Source organism: Rummeliibacillus sp. BSL5, from assembly GCF_052928305.1.
The window spans coordinates 43350-59993 of record NZ_JAVGCV010000006.1; the positions used below are offsets into that span (position 1 = coordinate 43350).

At 34.1% G+C, this 16644-nt stretch carries 17 protein-coding genes and 1 riboswitch; of the genes, 6 read left to right on the top strand and 11 right to left on the bottom strand.

From position 1 onward, the window contains the following. Positions 1-97: 97 nt before the first annotated feature. Complete coding sequence (locus RCJ93_RS14340; RefSeq protein ID WP_150285317.1) at positions 98-1666, bottom strand: sensor domain-containing diguanylate cyclase; 1569 nt, start codon at positions 1664-1666, stop codon at positions 98-100. 203 nt (positions 1667-1869) lie between these two features. Beyond that, positions 1870-1971: riboswitch (purine riboswitch) on the top strand. A gap of 166 nt (positions 1972-2137) precedes the next feature. Between RCJ93_RS14340 and RCJ93_RS14345 the strand changes: the two genes are divergently transcribed. From RCJ93_RS14345 to rluF, 5 genes are all read left to right on the top strand, one after another. Continuing rightward, complete coding sequence (locus tag RCJ93_RS14345) at positions 2138-2989, top strand: DUF3100 domain-containing protein (RefSeq protein ID WP_446739353.1); 852 nt, start codon at positions 2138-2140, stop codon at positions 2987-2989. 1 nt (position 2990) lies between these two features. Then, the gene (locus tag RCJ93_RS14350; RefSeq protein WP_066791133.1) at positions 2991-3449 is read left to right on the top strand and encodes a hypothetical protein; all 459 of its coding nucleotides are present in this window, start codon (positions 2991-2993) and stop codon (positions 3447-3449) included. Positions 3450-3512: 63 nt separating this feature from the next. Next, positions 3513-4862, top strand: coding sequence for an amidohydrolase family protein (locus tag RCJ93_RS14355; protein ID WP_446739354.1), 1350 nt, complete (start codon positions 3513-3515; stop codon positions 4860-4862). A 43-nt stretch (positions 4863-4905) separates the two neighbouring features. After that, on the top strand, positions 4906-5679 hold the full coding sequence (locus tag RCJ93_RS14360) for a sulfite exporter TauE/SafE family protein (RefSeq protein WP_446739355.1): 774 nt from the start codon (positions 4906-4908) through the stop codon (positions 5677-5679). Between the two features lie 221 nt (positions 5680-5900). Beyond that, positions 5901-6608: a 23S rRNA pseudouridine(2604) synthase RluF gene (gene rluF / locus RCJ93_RS14365; protein WP_066791138.1), complete on the top strand. Its 708-nt coding sequence runs from the start codon at positions 5901-5903 to the stop codon at positions 6606-6608. A gap of 235 nt (positions 6609-6843) precedes the next feature. Here rluF and RCJ93_RS14370 read toward each other — a convergent pair whose 3' ends face one another. From RCJ93_RS14370 to RCJ93_RS14400, 7 genes are all read right to left on the bottom strand, one after another. Continuing rightward, complete coding sequence (locus RCJ93_RS14370) at positions 6844-7233, bottom strand: MerR family transcriptional regulator (protein WP_446739356.1); 390 nt, start codon at positions 7231-7233, stop codon at positions 6844-6846. Positions 7234-7245: 12 nt separating this feature from the next. Next, positions 7246-7563 carry a hypothetical protein gene (locus tag RCJ93_RS14375; protein WP_446739357.1) on the bottom strand — a complete coding sequence of 106 codons (318 nt, stop codon included), beginning with the start codon at positions 7561-7563 and terminating at the stop codon, positions 7246-7248. Positions 7564-7887: 324 nt separating this feature from the next. Beyond that, a complete protein-coding gene (locus tag RCJ93_RS14380; RefSeq protein WP_446739358.1) occupies positions 7888-8655 on the bottom strand; it encodes a DUF6414 family protein in 768 nt (255 codons plus the stop codon). A 451-nt stretch (positions 8656-9106) separates the two neighbouring features. Next, a complete protein-coding gene (locus RCJ93_RS14385; protein WP_446739359.1) occupies positions 9107-10171 on the bottom strand; it encodes a DNA sulfur modification protein DndB in 1065 nt (354 codons plus the stop codon). Between the two features lie 4 nt (positions 10172-10175). Next, positions 10176-11240 (bottom strand): DNA sulfur modification protein DndB, encoded by a 1065-nt coding sequence (locus RCJ93_RS14390; protein WP_446739360.1) that lies wholly within the window; start codon positions 11238-11240, stop codon positions 10176-10178. A 352-nt stretch (positions 11241-11592) separates the two neighbouring features. Continuing rightward, positions 11593-12141, bottom strand: coding sequence for a recombinase family protein (locus RCJ93_RS14395; protein ID WP_446739361.1), 549 nt, complete (start codon positions 12139-12141; stop codon positions 11593-11595). A 465-nt stretch (positions 12142-12606) separates the two neighbouring features. Next, on the bottom strand, positions 12607-13020 hold the full coding sequence (locus RCJ93_RS14400; protein WP_446739362.1) for a hypothetical protein: 414 nt from the start codon (positions 13018-13020) through the stop codon (positions 12607-12609). 22 nt (positions 13021-13042) lie between these two features. On the opposite strand from RCJ93_RS14400, the gene RCJ93_RS14405 reads away from it, so the two are divergent. Continuing rightward, positions 13043-14374, top strand: a complete 1332-nt coding sequence (locus tag RCJ93_RS14405) for a recombinase family protein (RefSeq protein ID WP_446739363.1) — start codon at positions 13043-13045, stop codon at positions 14372-14374. On the opposite strand, the gene rlmH is transcribed toward RCJ93_RS14405, so the two are convergent. The 3 genes from rlmH to RCJ93_RS14420 form a co-directional block, all read right to left on the bottom strand. Next, positions 14346-14825: a 23S rRNA (pseudouridine(1915)-N(3))-methyltransferase RlmH gene (gene rlmH / locus RCJ93_RS14410; RefSeq protein ID WP_446739364.1), complete on the bottom strand. Its 480-nt coding sequence runs from the start codon at positions 14823-14825 to the stop codon at positions 14346-14348. The genes RCJ93_RS14405 and rlmH overlap by 29 nt on opposite strands. 90 nt (positions 14826-14915) lie before the next feature. Beyond that, a complete protein-coding gene (locus RCJ93_RS14415) occupies positions 14916-15080 on the bottom strand; it encodes a CxxH/CxxC protein (RefSeq protein WP_392997058.1) in 165 nt (54 codons plus the stop codon). 172 nt (positions 15081-15252) lie between these two features. Continuing rightward, complete coding sequence (locus RCJ93_RS14420) at positions 15253-16527, bottom strand: S1C family serine protease (protein ID WP_446739365.1); 1275 nt, start codon at positions 16525-16527, stop codon at positions 15253-15255. Positions 16528-16644 lie beyond the last annotated feature (117 nt).

A 16644-nucleotide genomic window follows, 5' to 3' on the forward strand; every position in this document is an offset into this window, starting at 1 on the left:
TTATAACTCATATTATTACTATTTAAAATAACAAAATTCAAGGTAAACATGTGTAGCGATACTCGTATAGCTGGTATAATCTTTTGTACAAAGTATACTATACATTACTTTCCGCTGTATAAATGTACACTTGGTTACGTCCTTCTTGTTTGGCCGAATATAATGCTTTATCAGCTTTATTCAGAAGCTGATAAAGTGTCTCCTCTTTCTCTTTCGTGGCTTCAGCTACACCAAGACTTAGAGTAACAGAAATAATTCCACCATTTGTGATGAGTGGGTTTGTTTCTACATGGCTGCGTATCTGATTAGCTAATACTTCGGCTTCTAACACCGTATATCCCTTTAATGCAAGAACAAATTCCTCGCCGCCATATCGAGCAAAGAGTTCCCCTTTGTTCAACTGAGCTCGACACATATTTACTACATGCTGAAGCAACTGATCCCCAACAAAATGCCCGTACGTATCATTAACTCTTTTAAAATAATCAATATCCATCAAAATTACCGAGAAGGCCAATGAAGTATGCTTTAACTCTGTAAACTCTTGATTACACTTCTGAAAGAATGCACGTCGGTTATAAATTTGTGTAAGTTCATCATAAAAAGCTTGATATTCCAGTTGAACCTGCAATCTTTTTAGATCTGTAATATCAGTGAATATAATTAACAGACCTTTATTAGTATTAGCATGCTGTAGTGGTGACATACGAACTTGATAAGTATTCTCTGAATGATTTGCTGCTCTAAGCTGTAGTTCTTGGTTAAATGCAGTCTTCTTCAAATCAAAAGGGAATGCATTTCCTGACAATTCAAGCCATACTTTAGCAAAGTCCATTCCAAACATTGATTTATGCAATTTCGGAAACATGCTCTGACATGCTTGGTTAAACTCGATTAATCGGTTAGATTCATCCAATACGATAACACCATCATTAATACTATTAAATATCACATCTTTAGCAACAGGCATAATCGTAAACATACGTGATGAGCTAATAGACCATAAATATAAGAGTGAAGAAAGCCATAAAACCATTGGTACAGGGTCAATTCCTGGAGGAGTCACCCCTATTAAATATATAAAAGCTGTGATTATAGGCACTAATTGACCGCACATTAATGCGATTAATTGCAAACGGTAAGCCCTAGCTGTTTCTTTCCAACGAGAGAGTACTAGAAGAAAGGCCACAAACATGCTGGCAAATGTGAAAACGCCTTGGATCATATACCATATACCTAATTCCAAATGTACATAAGGAGCGCCCAAAGCTGGATCAATTTCAAACACTCTATAATACAGGTGATGGAAATTATTCGTAGCAACCAGGATCAAGCTAATAAAAGGTATAAGAAGAAGCGCTACACAACCTTTTTTAGTTATCTTCATCCCTAAATACTGCATGATAAATAGTAACCCTAAAGGCGGTGAAAATGGCATCCCTATATATTGAATGATAGTCCAAAATTGTACTTGTTCAAGATTTGTAGACAATAACCCAAATGCGGAAGCAATACAATAAACAGATGTAAACGCCGTATAAAGAATAAATAGATTGGCGATTTTCGTATAATTAAATCGCTTAACGAAAACGTATATGCATAAATACAAATTTAGCACGCTTGATGTACAAACTAGAGTTATATTAGCTGTCAAATCCGAATTCACGGTTATGTACCTCTTTAAAAATGTTTTTATTTTAATTTAGCACAATAACAGATATACATATACTTATTGTTGTTATGACTATGCACATTTCAATCAAAAAAAATGTCCTCTTATGTCGAAAAACTTCTTAAAAAAATTTGACATTCTAAAAAAAATGATATAAATTGTTAAATACACGAACAAATATCCAATATACATAATTTAATATTCGCTTTTTGATTCTTCGTATAAACTTGGAAATAAGGTCCAAAAGTCTCTACCAAACTACCGTAAATAGTTTGACTATGAGGAATGACAGAAAACGGCACGTTATCAGCACTGATCAAACCATTCATTATTCAGGCTATTTCTCGTTTTTTGTTTTTTCTGTATGTCAAACTCTAGTTAATTTAACTAGAGTTTTTCTTTTTTCACTCATATTTATACGAAACTATTCTAAAAAGAGAAAATCAACAGGAGAGGAAAAAGAGAATGAAAAACAAAGAACACTATCAATCAATAGGAAAAATAATCAAGGAGAATTATCGTTTATACCTGGCTGCTCTAGTCATCGTTCTCGTTGCTGAACTAATTGGGCTAAAAAAGCTTCAAATAGGGTCTGCTTTAATTATCATATATCCAATGCTTTTTGCGATTGTGATAAGTGTCTTACTTGGACCTGATATTTTTCGATTTTTTAAAGAAAAGGAATCAAAAAATGCCTCATCACTTGTTCTCGTGGCCATTACTCCTTTTATGGCAAAAGTAGGGGTACTAGCCGGTGCGAATCTTCCAAAACTAGTTGATGTAGGTCCAGGATTAGCTTTCCAGGAGCTTGGACATGTCGGAACGATTTTTCTAGCCTTACCAGTCGCAATATTATTAGGGATTAAGAAAGAAGCCATCGGTGCAACTAGCTCTACATGCCGTGATAAGGATTATGGACTGATTTGTCATCTATATGGAGCCAATTCACCAGAAGCAAGGGGCGCCCTTTCTATTTACATCATCGGTTTTTTAATCGGTACAATTTATATCGGTTTTTTGGCAAGTTTGGTAGCATCCATGAACATTTTCCATCCCTTAGCGCTAGCTATGGCCAGTGGTGTCGGGAGTGGTGTAATGATGGCGGCTGCTTCTAGCACACTGGCAACCATCTATCCAGAATATGCTGATCAGATTGTAATGCTAGCAGGTGCAAGTGATATGTTGGCTGCAATTGTTGGAATTTACTTCACTTTATTCATTTCACTTCCTCTTACAAGGAAAATGTATTACTGGCTTGAACCAAGAATCAGCCCAAAACATACACGAGAAACAAAAAATATGAAGGTTGGTAGTTAATATGACAATGAATATGCGCGATTGGACTATTTCTCTTTTATTCACTTCCGTTATTACAACCCTTGTGGCTAACCTAATTGGAAATCATATGTCCATTGCAGAATCCATTCCAGGTGTAATGATTTTATCAGCAATAGCTTTTATTGGGATATTTTTAGGAAAATTAATTCCTTTAAGAATACCGGCTATTGTTTATGTAATTCTTACAGGATTACTTGTTGCAAGTCCTATTTCCCCCATCTCCCAACCAATCATTGATTACACAGCCAAAATATCCTTTATGGCTCCAATAACAATTGTTGGGACCCTTGCCGGAATTGGTCTTAACTTTAAATCTTTTATCAGTCAAAGTTGGAAAATGGTCATCGTAGCGATCTTAGTTTTTACCGGCACATTTCTTATACAAGCCATTTTTGCTCAAGTGTTCTTAAACTTAACTGATACGTTAGATTCATTCTAAATACAGATGAGGTAGGAAGGCGACTGCCATCCTGTTTCCTAAAGCCATCTAAGGAGAATTGTTATGGAAAATAGAGAGTATAACGCTGATTTAATGATTACAAATTGTTCTATATTAACCCCCGATTTAAACGTACTAAAGAACCAATGTCTTGTTATAAAAAACAATAACATCATAGATATTGGTGATAATATCCCCTTATCAAAATCCTATAAATCGAAAGAAACACTATTTGGAAATGGAAAATTACTGATGCCCGGATTAATAGATGCACATACCCATTCATGTCAGCAGCTTCTACGTGGAAGAATTGCAGATGAATACCCTATGATCTGGACACGCATAATGGTTCCATTTGAAAGCAACCTGCAAGAAAAAGATGTATACATAAGCTCACAGTTAAGCTGTCTTGAAATGATCAAGTCTGGAACAACAGCCTTTATTGATGCAGGTGGAAGACATATGCATAAGGTAGCAGAATCTATTGTGGAATCTGGTCTACGAGGGGCTATTACCTGTTCCACCATGGATTCCGGCAAGGATATTCCTGATATAATGAAGTCTAGTATAGAGAAAAATATTAGTGACAATCGGCAATTGTATAACCAATTTCATGGAACAGGTAACGGGAGATTAGATGTATGGTTTTCACTAAGATCTATCATTACTTGTACACCTGATTTAATTCAGGAGGTTTTTGCAGCCGCAAAGGAATGTTCCACTGGTGTACAATCCCATATGAATGAATATCCAAATGAAATTAGTTATTGCTTGGAGAACTTCAAAATGCGTCCGTTTGAATATCTTGAGTCTATAGGTGTCTTGGATCAAAATTTCCTAGGTGCACATAGTATTCTACTTTCTGAAAATGAAATGGATATTATTAAAACTTATAATAGTAAGGTCGTTCACTGTCCCATTAGTAATTCAGGCAAGGGAATTCCTAAGACACCTAGCCTACTGCAAAAAGATATAAGTGTTGGTTTTGGAACAGATGGAGCTGGTCACTCTGGATTGAGTTTATTTGACCAGATGAAAGTGTTTAAATCATTAATGCGAGCTTTTTTGGGAGTTCCTATTTTTGATCCAGTGGTCATGCCTTCAAAGAACATCTTAGAAATGTCGACATTAGGTGGCGCTAAAGCCATGTTACGAGAGCATCAGCTAGGGACATTAGAGGTTGGTAAAAAAGCGGATATGATTTTAATTAACATTGACCAGCCGCATATTTCTCCGACACATAACTTGCTAAATACCCTAATCGAATCTGTTAACAGTAATGATATAACCGATTGTATTGTCGATGGCAAAATATTAATGAAAAACAGGGAAGTACTTACATTGGATGAGGAAAAAATAAAATATGAAAGTAAGCTTGCAATGAAGGAACTTTCTATTCGAGCAAACATATAACCCTACTCTAATTCATGAGTTAGGAATAATTGAGGTCTGATAAATGTTTACAAATTTATTTCTTTTTAGTATTGTCGCATGTTCCAATTTAATTATTGGCGTTTTATTAGGGATGTCCGGAATTGCAGGATTTCTTCTCCCTTTAATTTACGTAGGCTTTTTAGATATACCTGTGCATGATTCTCTTGCACTAAGTTTCTTATCCTTTGCTGTTTCGGGTATAATTGGGGCCTATTCTTATTGGAAATCAAAAAACATGGATTTAAAACTAGCGCTGTTTTTAAGTCTCGGCAGTCTTCCAGGTGCGTTTTTGGGAGTTCAAATCAATGTACTCATTTCTGATTTCCTAGCAAAGCTTCTTCTCTATATCTTTATCCTGCTAGCTGGGCTATCTATGCTCAAGAAAAACAAGGATGATACTAAAGTAAATCGATCAATACTATTGAATCATTCATTAATCGTTATCCTTCTTGGATTTCTAACAGCAACCATTTGTGCATTAACAGGGGCAGGTGGTCCCATTTTATTAGTACCATTACTAGTTAGCCTCGGAGTCAATATTCGGGTGGCCGTAGGGGTAAGTCTTTTAAATTCTGTGTTCATTGCTATTCCATCCATCTTCGGCTACTTTGCCCATGCCAATATGCAAACCACCTCCATGCTAATTATCGCTAGTTTAATTGGAACCGTTATAGGGATTATTACGGGTACTCGTCTTGCCAATAAGGTCCCTATCAACCGTTTAAAAATAATGATTGCACTCATAACTATCCTATCTTCGGTTTATATGCTGGTTATGCTAACAGTGGGGGCCTGATCCCCACTTTTTTTTATGGAAGGTCCCTCTAAGCCCTACAAAGAGTACCCTTCTCTACTTTCCTTATAAATACAAACGAAAATACACCTATGATGGCAACATATATTTCAATTGCCTACAAACTTTTGTCCCTTATATCTGAATAATAGTATGTGATTCAGCCTTAAAATAAAGTATAGTTAGTATTTAATAAAACAATCCCTGATTAAGGATGTGCCAACATGCGTATTAATAAATATATAAGTGAAGCTGGAAAAGCATCTAGACGAGGTGCAGATAAATTAATTACTGATGGAAGAGTTACGATTAATGGTAAACGTGCAACCATAGGTAGCCAAGTTGAAGCTGGGGATGACGTCCAAGTAGATGGAAATCCAATCTTTGTAGCAAGGAATAATGTCTATATTGCCCTAAATAAACCTGTAGGCATTACGAGTACAACCGAAAAAGGTGTAAAAGGGAATATTGTTGATTTGGTCAATCACCCATTAAGAATATTTAATATTGGACGCTTGGATAAAGATTCCGAGGGCTTAATTCTTCTTACGAACGACGGCGACATTGTTAACGAAATTCTGCGTTCTGAAAATAAGCATGAAAAGGAGTATATCGTTTCTGTAGACAAGCCAATTACTCCTGAATTCTTGAAGAAGATGTCAGAGGGAGTCAAAATATTAGGTACCAAAACACTTCCTTGTGAAGTCGTTCAATTATCAAAATTTGATTTTCAAATCATTTTGACACAGGGACTAAATCGTCAAATCCGCCGCATGTGTGCTGAATTAGGATACGAAGTGTACCGATTACAAAGAACTCGAATCATGAATATTCATTTAGGTAACCTCCCACCTGGACAATGGAGAGATTTATCCAAGAAAGAGCGAACTCAATTATTTAGAGAATTAAACTATGAACCAAAAGAATGGTAAAAAGTACGGAATATTAAATTAAAGTAGAGTTATCATTGAATTAAGCCAAACCAAAGGGACAACCTCATTAGAATTAAATCCTTAGTGCCACTTTCAAAGAAAGCAGCACTAAGGATGATTGATATGCATAAGGTCATCTCTACTCTTAAGAACCTCATTTATTTACTTATGATATGGTTCTCCGTAATAAGTTTAAATGCAGTTTTACTGCAAACTTTAATAAAAGTTAAAAACTCTAACCCTTATTTCTTTCTAATAGTTGTTCAATTTTATGATCTGCGTTTAGTAGTACACGTTTTATTTGTTTAATGTTATTTTCCGTTTGTACTATTTGTTTATATTTATTTTGAAATATCTCTTTTATTTGAAGGACGTTTTGAATTTCTTCTTGTGTTAATTTTTTATTATGATCCGTATTTTTCGACCAATCAAAAAGCATTTTAACTTCCAATAGTGAAAATCCCGTTTGTTTCAGTTTAATGATTGTTTCAATTAGAATGACGTCATTATTGTTATATTCACGATATTTATTTATAATTTCTGGATGTAATAAACCTATCTTCTCATAGTATCGAATAGTATCTTTACTAATACCAGTACGCTCTGCAAATTCTCCAATTTTCACCACTACCACCTACTACTTTATAAATTTATAAACCATTAGAATAATTATACTATGGAAAATAAAACGACTGATATGATGGCTGTACTTAATTCGGCCATTTGTTACTATCCCTTGTATAATCGTCAATATGTGTAGAAAAACAAATGAGATAATTAGTAATAGAAACAGCAAGTCTTTATTTGGTATAAATAAGGTTAGAATTATTCCTGTTGATACAATAATGAATAATAAGGCTCGTATATGATATCCTTCTTCTTTCCATTGTTTGATGCCTGCTACTGCCATTAAAAAAGCATATAATCCACTCAATATATACGTCACACTAGCCATTTACATCACTCCATTCTTTTAATATACTCACTTTAAAAGATGGAGTTAACTCCATGTCAATAAATAAAAGAACAGCCTACTTTAATTCGTAGCCTGTTCTATGTAATTCAAAAACCGCACTTACTTGTGATAGGGTTCACCGAATACCATACAATAACATAGTCAAATTTGAACACAATATTTATATTTCAATTTAATTGAAAAGACCACTTCGATGGAGTGGTCTTACTTACTAGCATTTGGCTAGAGGATTTTAAAAAACCATTCTTTCTTATCTATAGTCTTGTTCACCATACGGTATTAAAATGAGACTATACTAAAGTACTACTGATAAATCGCTAAAACTTCTAGCACTATAATATTTTCATTACTTTTAATACTTTGCATACCCTCAATTTCCTGTTCACCCATTTGCCTTCTAATCCCTCGATTTAGAGAAAATAAATCCTTCAGGGTATCAAATACAATAATAGGCTTGTCTACTACGTCTTTTCGAGATAATACTTTTGCTATCATAGTTACTTCATCATCCTCAATGTCTTCCAACTCTTCTAATTCATAACGCAGATTTTTTGAATTGAGTTTCGCGAAGCCTACTCTTTTTTCAAAGCTATCACAATCAAGAAAAGCTGGAATTTTGGTACTTTCCTTAGCAAAAATCTTATTGAATATTTCTTCTTCTTGAGCGTTTTGCAAATTCATACTTGAGGTCAACATAGGTTTGAATTGGTTGATTAAATCCATCATATCAAATTCTGAAGGAATCCTAAATTTTCCTTCGAACCGGATAATCGATGTTTTAGGTATTGTTTCAGAATCATATTCATTCTCTAAAAAGTCAAAGTAATTATCTTTACCTTTATTCTCAAGTAACTCTTCAAATTCATTACAATCGATTATTAGGTTCTCTAGTATTTCCCCTTCCATTTCGTTGTTTCCATTTATTCCTCCTGAAACTATTGAGATTTTAGCACTTATAGATTTAGCCGAGCTTACTTTAACATTTTTTATAGCCACACGTTTTTCGCCTTCTAGTATCGCTTTATATTCGGCTACTTTGTTTGTATCAAAGTATATTAGATTTTTGAACAAGATAAACTCCCCTTCCTAAACTTCAGAATTTGTATTTAAAAAAATGATCTTTAGTATACGAACGAATATTGTGTCATTTTGTTATATAAATTTTTAAATTCATTTAATTGTCTCAATTTCTAATATTATTAAATAGTTCTGGCTACAGATTCTCTTTATAAGCTTCCGCTATATAAAAAATTTGTCATTACTGTTTATTTTATACACATAAATAGTATTTGAACGGTTATCTGCACCAATAGCATAAAACTTCACATATCTACCAGTTAGTGTATCACTATATCGTCACTTATCGAAGCAATAGCGATTTTTTCTCAGAGGAAAATATACTATATTTACCATTATTTACGTAAATGTGGAGATTGAAATATTTATATCGATTTAAGAATGTTTTTAAATTAAAATTAGACACAGAGGCAGAAACCTTGTGTCTAATTTTAACCTTGCTTTTTTAAGTCAACTTTCTTTGTATAATGGCTTTAAGGTCTAAAGTTGTTGTTTCAATAAAAGTTTGGTATTGATACTCGGTATTCTTTCTCCCGGTCATCATATATGGCGACCAATCTCTATTTTTCACTGACCAATTGATTAAGCCCAATTGTTCAATTTCATCCTCCCATGTTTCTAACCATTTTATTTCATTATCATTTTCAATGATTACAGACTCGTTTATATATAAAGCAATAGCGTTTTGCATAGGCTCATGCCCTAAAACACTTTTCAATACATCCCCCGGATTAGCGGGAAGTGTTGAAAACAAAACACTAAACAGTTTGTTTAAAAATGAAAATATTTCATCATATTGTTCTTTAATTTGTTTTTCATTCTTTCGACTAGGGGATTCCTTACCAAAAATAATTAAATTGATAAACTTTTTCAGCCTAACACTTGTAATAAACGTAGTATTATTTGGTCTAACAATACGGCTTTTGTTAAATTCTACTTTAACCGTTTGCAGAGCGTCAGAACTATGATAAAGTTCCCTTACTAGTAAATTATAAATATCCCTTGTGTCAAAATTAGCAACCAAAGACCTTGACACTCTTTTGGCATTAGTATTTATATCTGTAAAAAGTTTTCTCTCGTCCTCTTTTGACAAGCCAAAGTATATCTGAACGGTTAAATTACTATTCAACAGTTTTTCTTTCAGCTCATTGTCAATACTACTTTTATTTATGAATTGATCTATTCCCTTGATTCTGTGTTGTCCATCTATGACAGTCAATTTAATACCATTCGGAATTAGCAAAGAGGAAGTTTCCGGATTATAATATTTCGTTGGATCTCCCCTAAAAGATAAAACAATAGACGGAAGGAAAATTCCTATAGGGCTCTCCATTGTCTCCAGATATTTTACTAACTTGGGTATCCTATGATAGCCTAAATCCCTGTTGACTTCTTTATCTGTTGAATAAATATTGAGAATGTCCTTTATAGTTAGTTGGGTTGACATTATCCCTTTATCTTTTTTATTAATCAAGGTGCTTATACTTCCTCTTGCTATTACATTAGACATAAGATCAGCCCCTTAACTCCTCATATTTTTTCATTAAGAACTCAGAAAAGTCTCTTATCGTTCTTCCTGTAGAACCAAAATTATATTTCCTTGTTCTCTTATTATATTTTGCAGAAAGCTCCTTAAACTCTTCGTTTTTATGTGTCCAGTCTACCTTTGCTACCACATCTTTAAATAACCCTTCCATTTGTTCATCTGGGTATTTTTTATCCACTTCATAAACAAACTTAGCAATAGCAACTGTAATATTGGAACTCATAATAATGTATTTATCCCGATTGCCAGCATCAATTGGAGCATACTGTCGTAAAAGCTTTATGAAATTTTCAGTTTTTTGTTTGTACATCTCGTAATTCTGTTTGTTGATTCCTGATCTTGATTGGCGACTGTAAACCCCGTCATTTATAACTTTAGCCACTGAATATAAGGTTGATGCTGTCATTAACTTTGTTCTCGTTGTTTTTGCTCTACACTCAATTAAATCTAGAGGTAAACTGTCTACTACTTCTCGAACTAAGTCTCCAAACAAATCATCCTTTTTATACATTATTAACAATGTATTATTAACCTGGGATGACTTAGTATTTATATCTGTAAACAACTGTCTTTCTTGTTCTAAGCTTAAATTCGCAAAAATTTGTATCGTCATAGGGAAATTTAAGAGCATTTGATACGCTTCTCCGTTTTGATTACTTACTTCCATTCGTCTTTTTAAATATTCAAAAGCTCTTATTCTATGTTGTCCATCTAATATGAATAACCTTTCATCCATACTTAAATTGTATTCATATCTCTCTTCATCGTATTCCCCTTGTCCTCTTGCTGAAAAAATTAGTGGGGAAAAATATACATCATTGCCATCAAGGCCATATTGAATGTATTGCCCTATGCTTGCTACTTTATTTTCATCAAGTTCCCGTTGTACCCTTATATCGACTTCCAGAAATTTCAGAATATCATTAACTGTACACTGGATTGTTATCACATCTTGGTTAAATTGTTCTCTTTTAATTCCGCTCAAGGTTATAAAGTTTTTCTTAGTTCCACCTGTTAAAATTGATAAATCCATTCCCGTTTCTTCCTTCCCCTCCTGCTTTTTTTAAGTATACACCTACTAAAATCGTAAATACTACATTTTTTTCGCTTATTTTGAAAATTATCCTCCTTTTTCCCTTTATTTTTATCATTTTAGCCAAATTTCAATGTTTTTCAGGCCTTAAAAATTTTCCGCATAACCTTGTGTTATCACCTAGTTTTTATAAAAACCCGCTGTTTTTTGATTATATACCATGATTTTTATTAGTTTCAAAAAAACACTTGTTAAAAACAAGTGTTAGTTTATGTTTACTATATTAATTTTCCGCATTCAAGTTCTTTCATTATTAATACCGTTGTTTTTCCAAGGTCTTTAAGCCTACCTTTTATATATTAATTTGTTTTTTTATCTCTCTGTATAGAGTCGCTTTCGAAATATTGGTTATCTCTCCTATCTCTTTTACTGTATATTCCTTCGTTCTATATAGCTTAATTGCCTTCTCGATTTGTTTGTTGTCCTTTTTTGGCCTTCCCCCTGTTCTTCCTCTTGCTCTCGCACTCTCTAGTCCAGCTCTAGTACGTTCTGAAATCAGGTCACGTTCCATTTCAGCTAAGACAGCCAACATCTTAAACATTGCCTTCCCGACTGCTGTAGTAGTGTCTATGCTGTCACTAATGCTTACTAATTCAATTCCACGTTTCTGAAGTTCTTCCGATAACTCAATTAATCTCTTTGTAGAATGATCAAGTTTATAAATAACTAATACATCACCTTTTCTAGCATAGCCGATTAATTTTTGAAGCTCAGGTCTGTCATCTTTCATTCCGCTTATTTTTTCTTGATAAATCTTTTCACATCCTGCCTTCTCTAATGCGTCTAATTGCAGGTCTAATGATTGTTCTAAAGTGCTTACTCTTGCATATCCGATTCTCATTTTATAACATCACTCCTTAAATTTATTTCATTAATTCGGTTGTATCAAAAACGTATTTTTCAATAAATATTGAGACATTGTTTTTGATACGGGTTTTGATACATATATTTATTGTTAATACTTTGATTTTTGGTACTGCTTAACAAGTCTCATAAACATTCGTTTTTGATACATTAATAAAACAGAAAAGCTCCTGTAATAAGAGGATTTATAAAAAACCTTTGTTTGAAATTTAATTTAGATTGCAGGGTTGTTAGTGCTTATATTAGATCAACATTTTGTATTGCTTTAATTGGTGAAAAGGACCCGTATGTCAGCTTTATATTTTATACGCAGAATCATGTTATTAGAGAGGAAAAACCTTATATTCATACGTGATATATTTTTAATAAAGGGTGCGGGGCTATGTCACCATTTTTATGTTGTAGACCATAATTTATAAAATCTTTCTTTTATGTATTTCAATTAGTCCAACGATATGTAAAGTTGCTTTTGGATAATGTTGGTCTTTGTGTTCTCATTATATTCCTCAACTAGTTCTTTTCTAAACGTCCCCTCCTTGTAATAGCCTTTTTCTAGAAGTGTTCTTTCACCAATTTTTCCTTCTAAGATTTTAAAAGCTAATATTTTTTCAATGTCCGCTACTTTCATTACATTTAACATCATGAATAATTCATTGTCTTCCATTTTATTTAGGCTTTTAAGGAAGTCATTTATCTTAAATTTTTCAATTGCATTATTAAAAAAATCTTTAGTTATTAATTCATTTGCTTTACTTCCAGATGAATAATTTTTCAACTGATAAGCCGCTGGTCTTATTTCGAGTCTTAACAAACCCTTAGCTTGTTCTATTACATTTTGCGGCTCTTTTGATGTCACGAACAAAAAATTTGATATGGTTATGATTTGGAAAGTTTCTAGACTGTCCCGTAGGCAAATTGATTTTCTTAACATTATTGAGCATTTAAAGAAACATGATGTTGGTCTGTTTAGTTATAGCGACAATGTTAATGCTTCAACCTCTATGGAAATAGCTATGCTTCAAATGATGGGAACTTTTGCTGAGCTAGAAAGAAATACAATCGTAGAAAATGTAAAAATGGGAATGACTCAAAGAGCAAAGGAAGGAAAATGGAACGGAGGTAGTGTACTAGGCTACTCTTCTAAGAACAAGAATTTAATTATAAATGAAAGCGAGGCTACTACTGTAAAATATACTTTTGATATGTATGTTAGCGGTAAGGGTTTCAAAGCGATAGCAAATCAATTAAATCATGAAGGATATAAAACTAAGCGTGGGGCGAGTTTTTCCATTAACTCTATAAGAACGATCATCATGAACCCTTTATATGCCGGTTTCATTCGTTTTAACCAAGTTGAAAATTGGAGCGAAAAGAGAAGGACAGGCAAAAGTGAAAATGTTATTCTTATAGAAGGTAAACACGAGCCGATTATCAGCATTGTACTATGGAGAAAAACTCAAAAAATTTTTAAACAAAAGTCTAGCAAACCTTCCAAGACATTCACAGGGCATTTTCCCCTTACTACCTTACTTCGTTGTCCAAAGTGTGGTCAAGGAATGATTGGACATAAAGCCAAAAAAAGCAAAAGTAGTAAAGAATACATACGTTATTATGGAAATTTCCATTATAAAGGAAGTGCCGTTTGTAACTCTAATTTGATAAGAGCCGATGAAGTTGAGCTATTTGTCTTTAATAGAATAAAAGAAGTTACTACTGAGCCAAATATACTAAACTTTATTGTTGATAAAGTGAACGAGAAAATAGCACATTTAAAACAGCCTATTAGGGATAGACTTAGCTATGTGGAAGAACCATACAACCAGACCGATAAAAAGATTAACAAATACCTTGCGATTATAGAAAAAGTGCCTACTCCGCCAGAATCAGTATTAGACCGACTTACAGACCTTGATAAAGATAAAAAAGCCCTATTAGAGCAAAAGAAACATTTAGAGTATGAGTTAAGCAAGCCTACTATTAAAGAAATTTCATTTAAGCAACTACAAAATATACTAAGCACTTTTTCAAATATACTTCCAAACATCCCACCCGAAAAACAAAAGGATTTGTTACATTCTGTCATTAATAAAATTACTGTTAATGCAGGGGACTCACCTACTGAAAGAAGCGTCAAGGACATTCAATTGTACTTTGACGCTTCACAAAATGATAACTATGTGCTTACTTATGGTACGGTTCACCCTTCATAATCCGGAAGCTTCGATATACTTGCTCCACTAATACTAGCTTCATTAGCTGATGTGGCAAAGTCATTTTTCCAAAGGAGAGTTTATCGTTAGCTCTACTTAACACATCATCATGAAGCCCAAGCGAGCCACCAATAACGAAAGCGATTTTGCTTTGGCCATATGTCATGAGACTTTCGATATCTTTTGAGAGTTCTTCGGAGCTGCGCGTCTTGCCGTTGATAGCAAGGGCGATAACATAGTGATCAGGGGTTAGTTTAGCGAGGATCCTTTCTCCTTCCTTCTTTTTGACGATTTCCATTTCAGCATCACTCAATTGTTCAGGCGCTTTTTCGTCAGGAACTTCGACAATTTCCATTTTTGTATAACCATTTAGGCGTTTGACATACTCCTCAATGCCCATTTTTAAATACTTTTCCTTCAATTTACCGACACTAATAATTGTTATACCCACAAGTTATCCACCTACCTTTTTTATTTACAAACAACTTATCCCCAAAAGTTATACACATATCCACAATTCATTTCAATATATTGTGGGCGTTCATTTGTTCGCCACAATATATGTTGCACGCTCTTCACAGTACTCGCACTTTGTGGATAACTTTTCTTCCTCATTGATATTTTCCATTAACGGTATCTTTTTTTCAGTTGCAACAAACATGTCTAAAGCATGTCCTATATGGGTTTCACAGCTATATATTGTCAAAATATTTATTCCTTTCTTGCTTTTAGATTTCCACAGAGTTATGCACAATTTACCTTTTTTTATCCACAACTCATTGTATCAAACAAAAAGCGAGCTGGAAAGAAGGGGATTTTCTTTCCTTGCTCGCTTGTTTATAATTTAATTCTTTTCCATTACTTATCCACAAACTAAATTATTGTTTTAGTTTTGAGCTGTCTTCTAATGTTAATGTTTTTTGAACCAACTTGCCATCACGATACACTTTCAATTTGATGTGATCTCCAACATGTTTCTTGTTGTAAAGAATCTTACGGAGGTCGATAGAATTGTCTACTTTCTCTCCATCCATTTCGACTATGACATCATATTTTTGAATACCTGCTTTTTCAGCTGAAGAATTTTTTACAACTTGGCTAACAACGATACCAGCTGTTACTTCAGGAGGCAATTTTAATGTTTGGCTTTGGTGGTAAGCTGGTACATCTGTTAAATCGATTAATGATACGCCCATTGAAGGTCTTACTACTTTCCCCGTTTGTTGCAATTCGTCTATTACAGGAATAGCTGAATTAATTGGTATGGCAAAACCTAATCCTTCTACAGCAGATTCAGAAATCTTCATTGAGTTAATGCCAATGACTTGGCCAGCCAAATTGATTAATGCACCGCCACTATTCCCTGGGTTGATTGCTGCATCTGTTTGCAATACTTCTTCTTGCCAATCCTCCGTACCGTCTTCATTTAAATCCACTGGCACAGTACGATCAGTTCCTGAGATAACGCCAGTTGTAACAGAACCATAGAAGTCTAATCCTAGAGGGTTACCAATAGCAATCGCAGTTTCACCTTGTTTTAATTTATCAGAGTCGCCAAAAGTAGCCACCGTTTTTACCTTTTTACTTGAGATAGAAATAACTGCTAAATCTGTCCATATATCTGTACCGACTAGCTTAGCTTGTTCTTTAGAGCCGTCTGAAAATGTAACTTCTAACGTTTTAGCTCCTTCAACAACATGGTTATTGGTGACGATATATGCTTTGTTACCTACTTTTTTATAAATGACACCAGAACCACTACCAACTGGCTCACTGGAATCCTGATCGTTTTTGTCATTACCTCCAGTGATGCCGCCACCATCTTGGAATGGTAAGTCGCCCCATAAGTCAGTTTGCGTCTGTTGAATATTTGTAATGCCCACGACTGCATCCTTTGTTTTTGCAACAGTATCTGTTACATTCGTGGAAACCTCTGTAGACACCTGTGGAGTGGATGTTTTATTGGCTGTGGAACTGCCGCTGCTCGATACTCTCGCACTATTATTATTCGGCAGGTAATCCACCATGGACGGCAATAAGAGCCATACAAGAAGTGCTCCTACAATGACACCGATAATTCCGCTCAAAAAATAGCCTGCCTTGCTGCCATCTTTTCTACGTGTTTTTGTTTCATCTTGATCGTAATATCCCATATATTTCACCCTTTCTTCAATTATCTGCTTCGTTAGTAATACAATATCTGACCAACATTAAAATAAGATGAAAACAAGTTTAAAATCACCTCAAAGTTTTCCTAATCTTAACTTCCC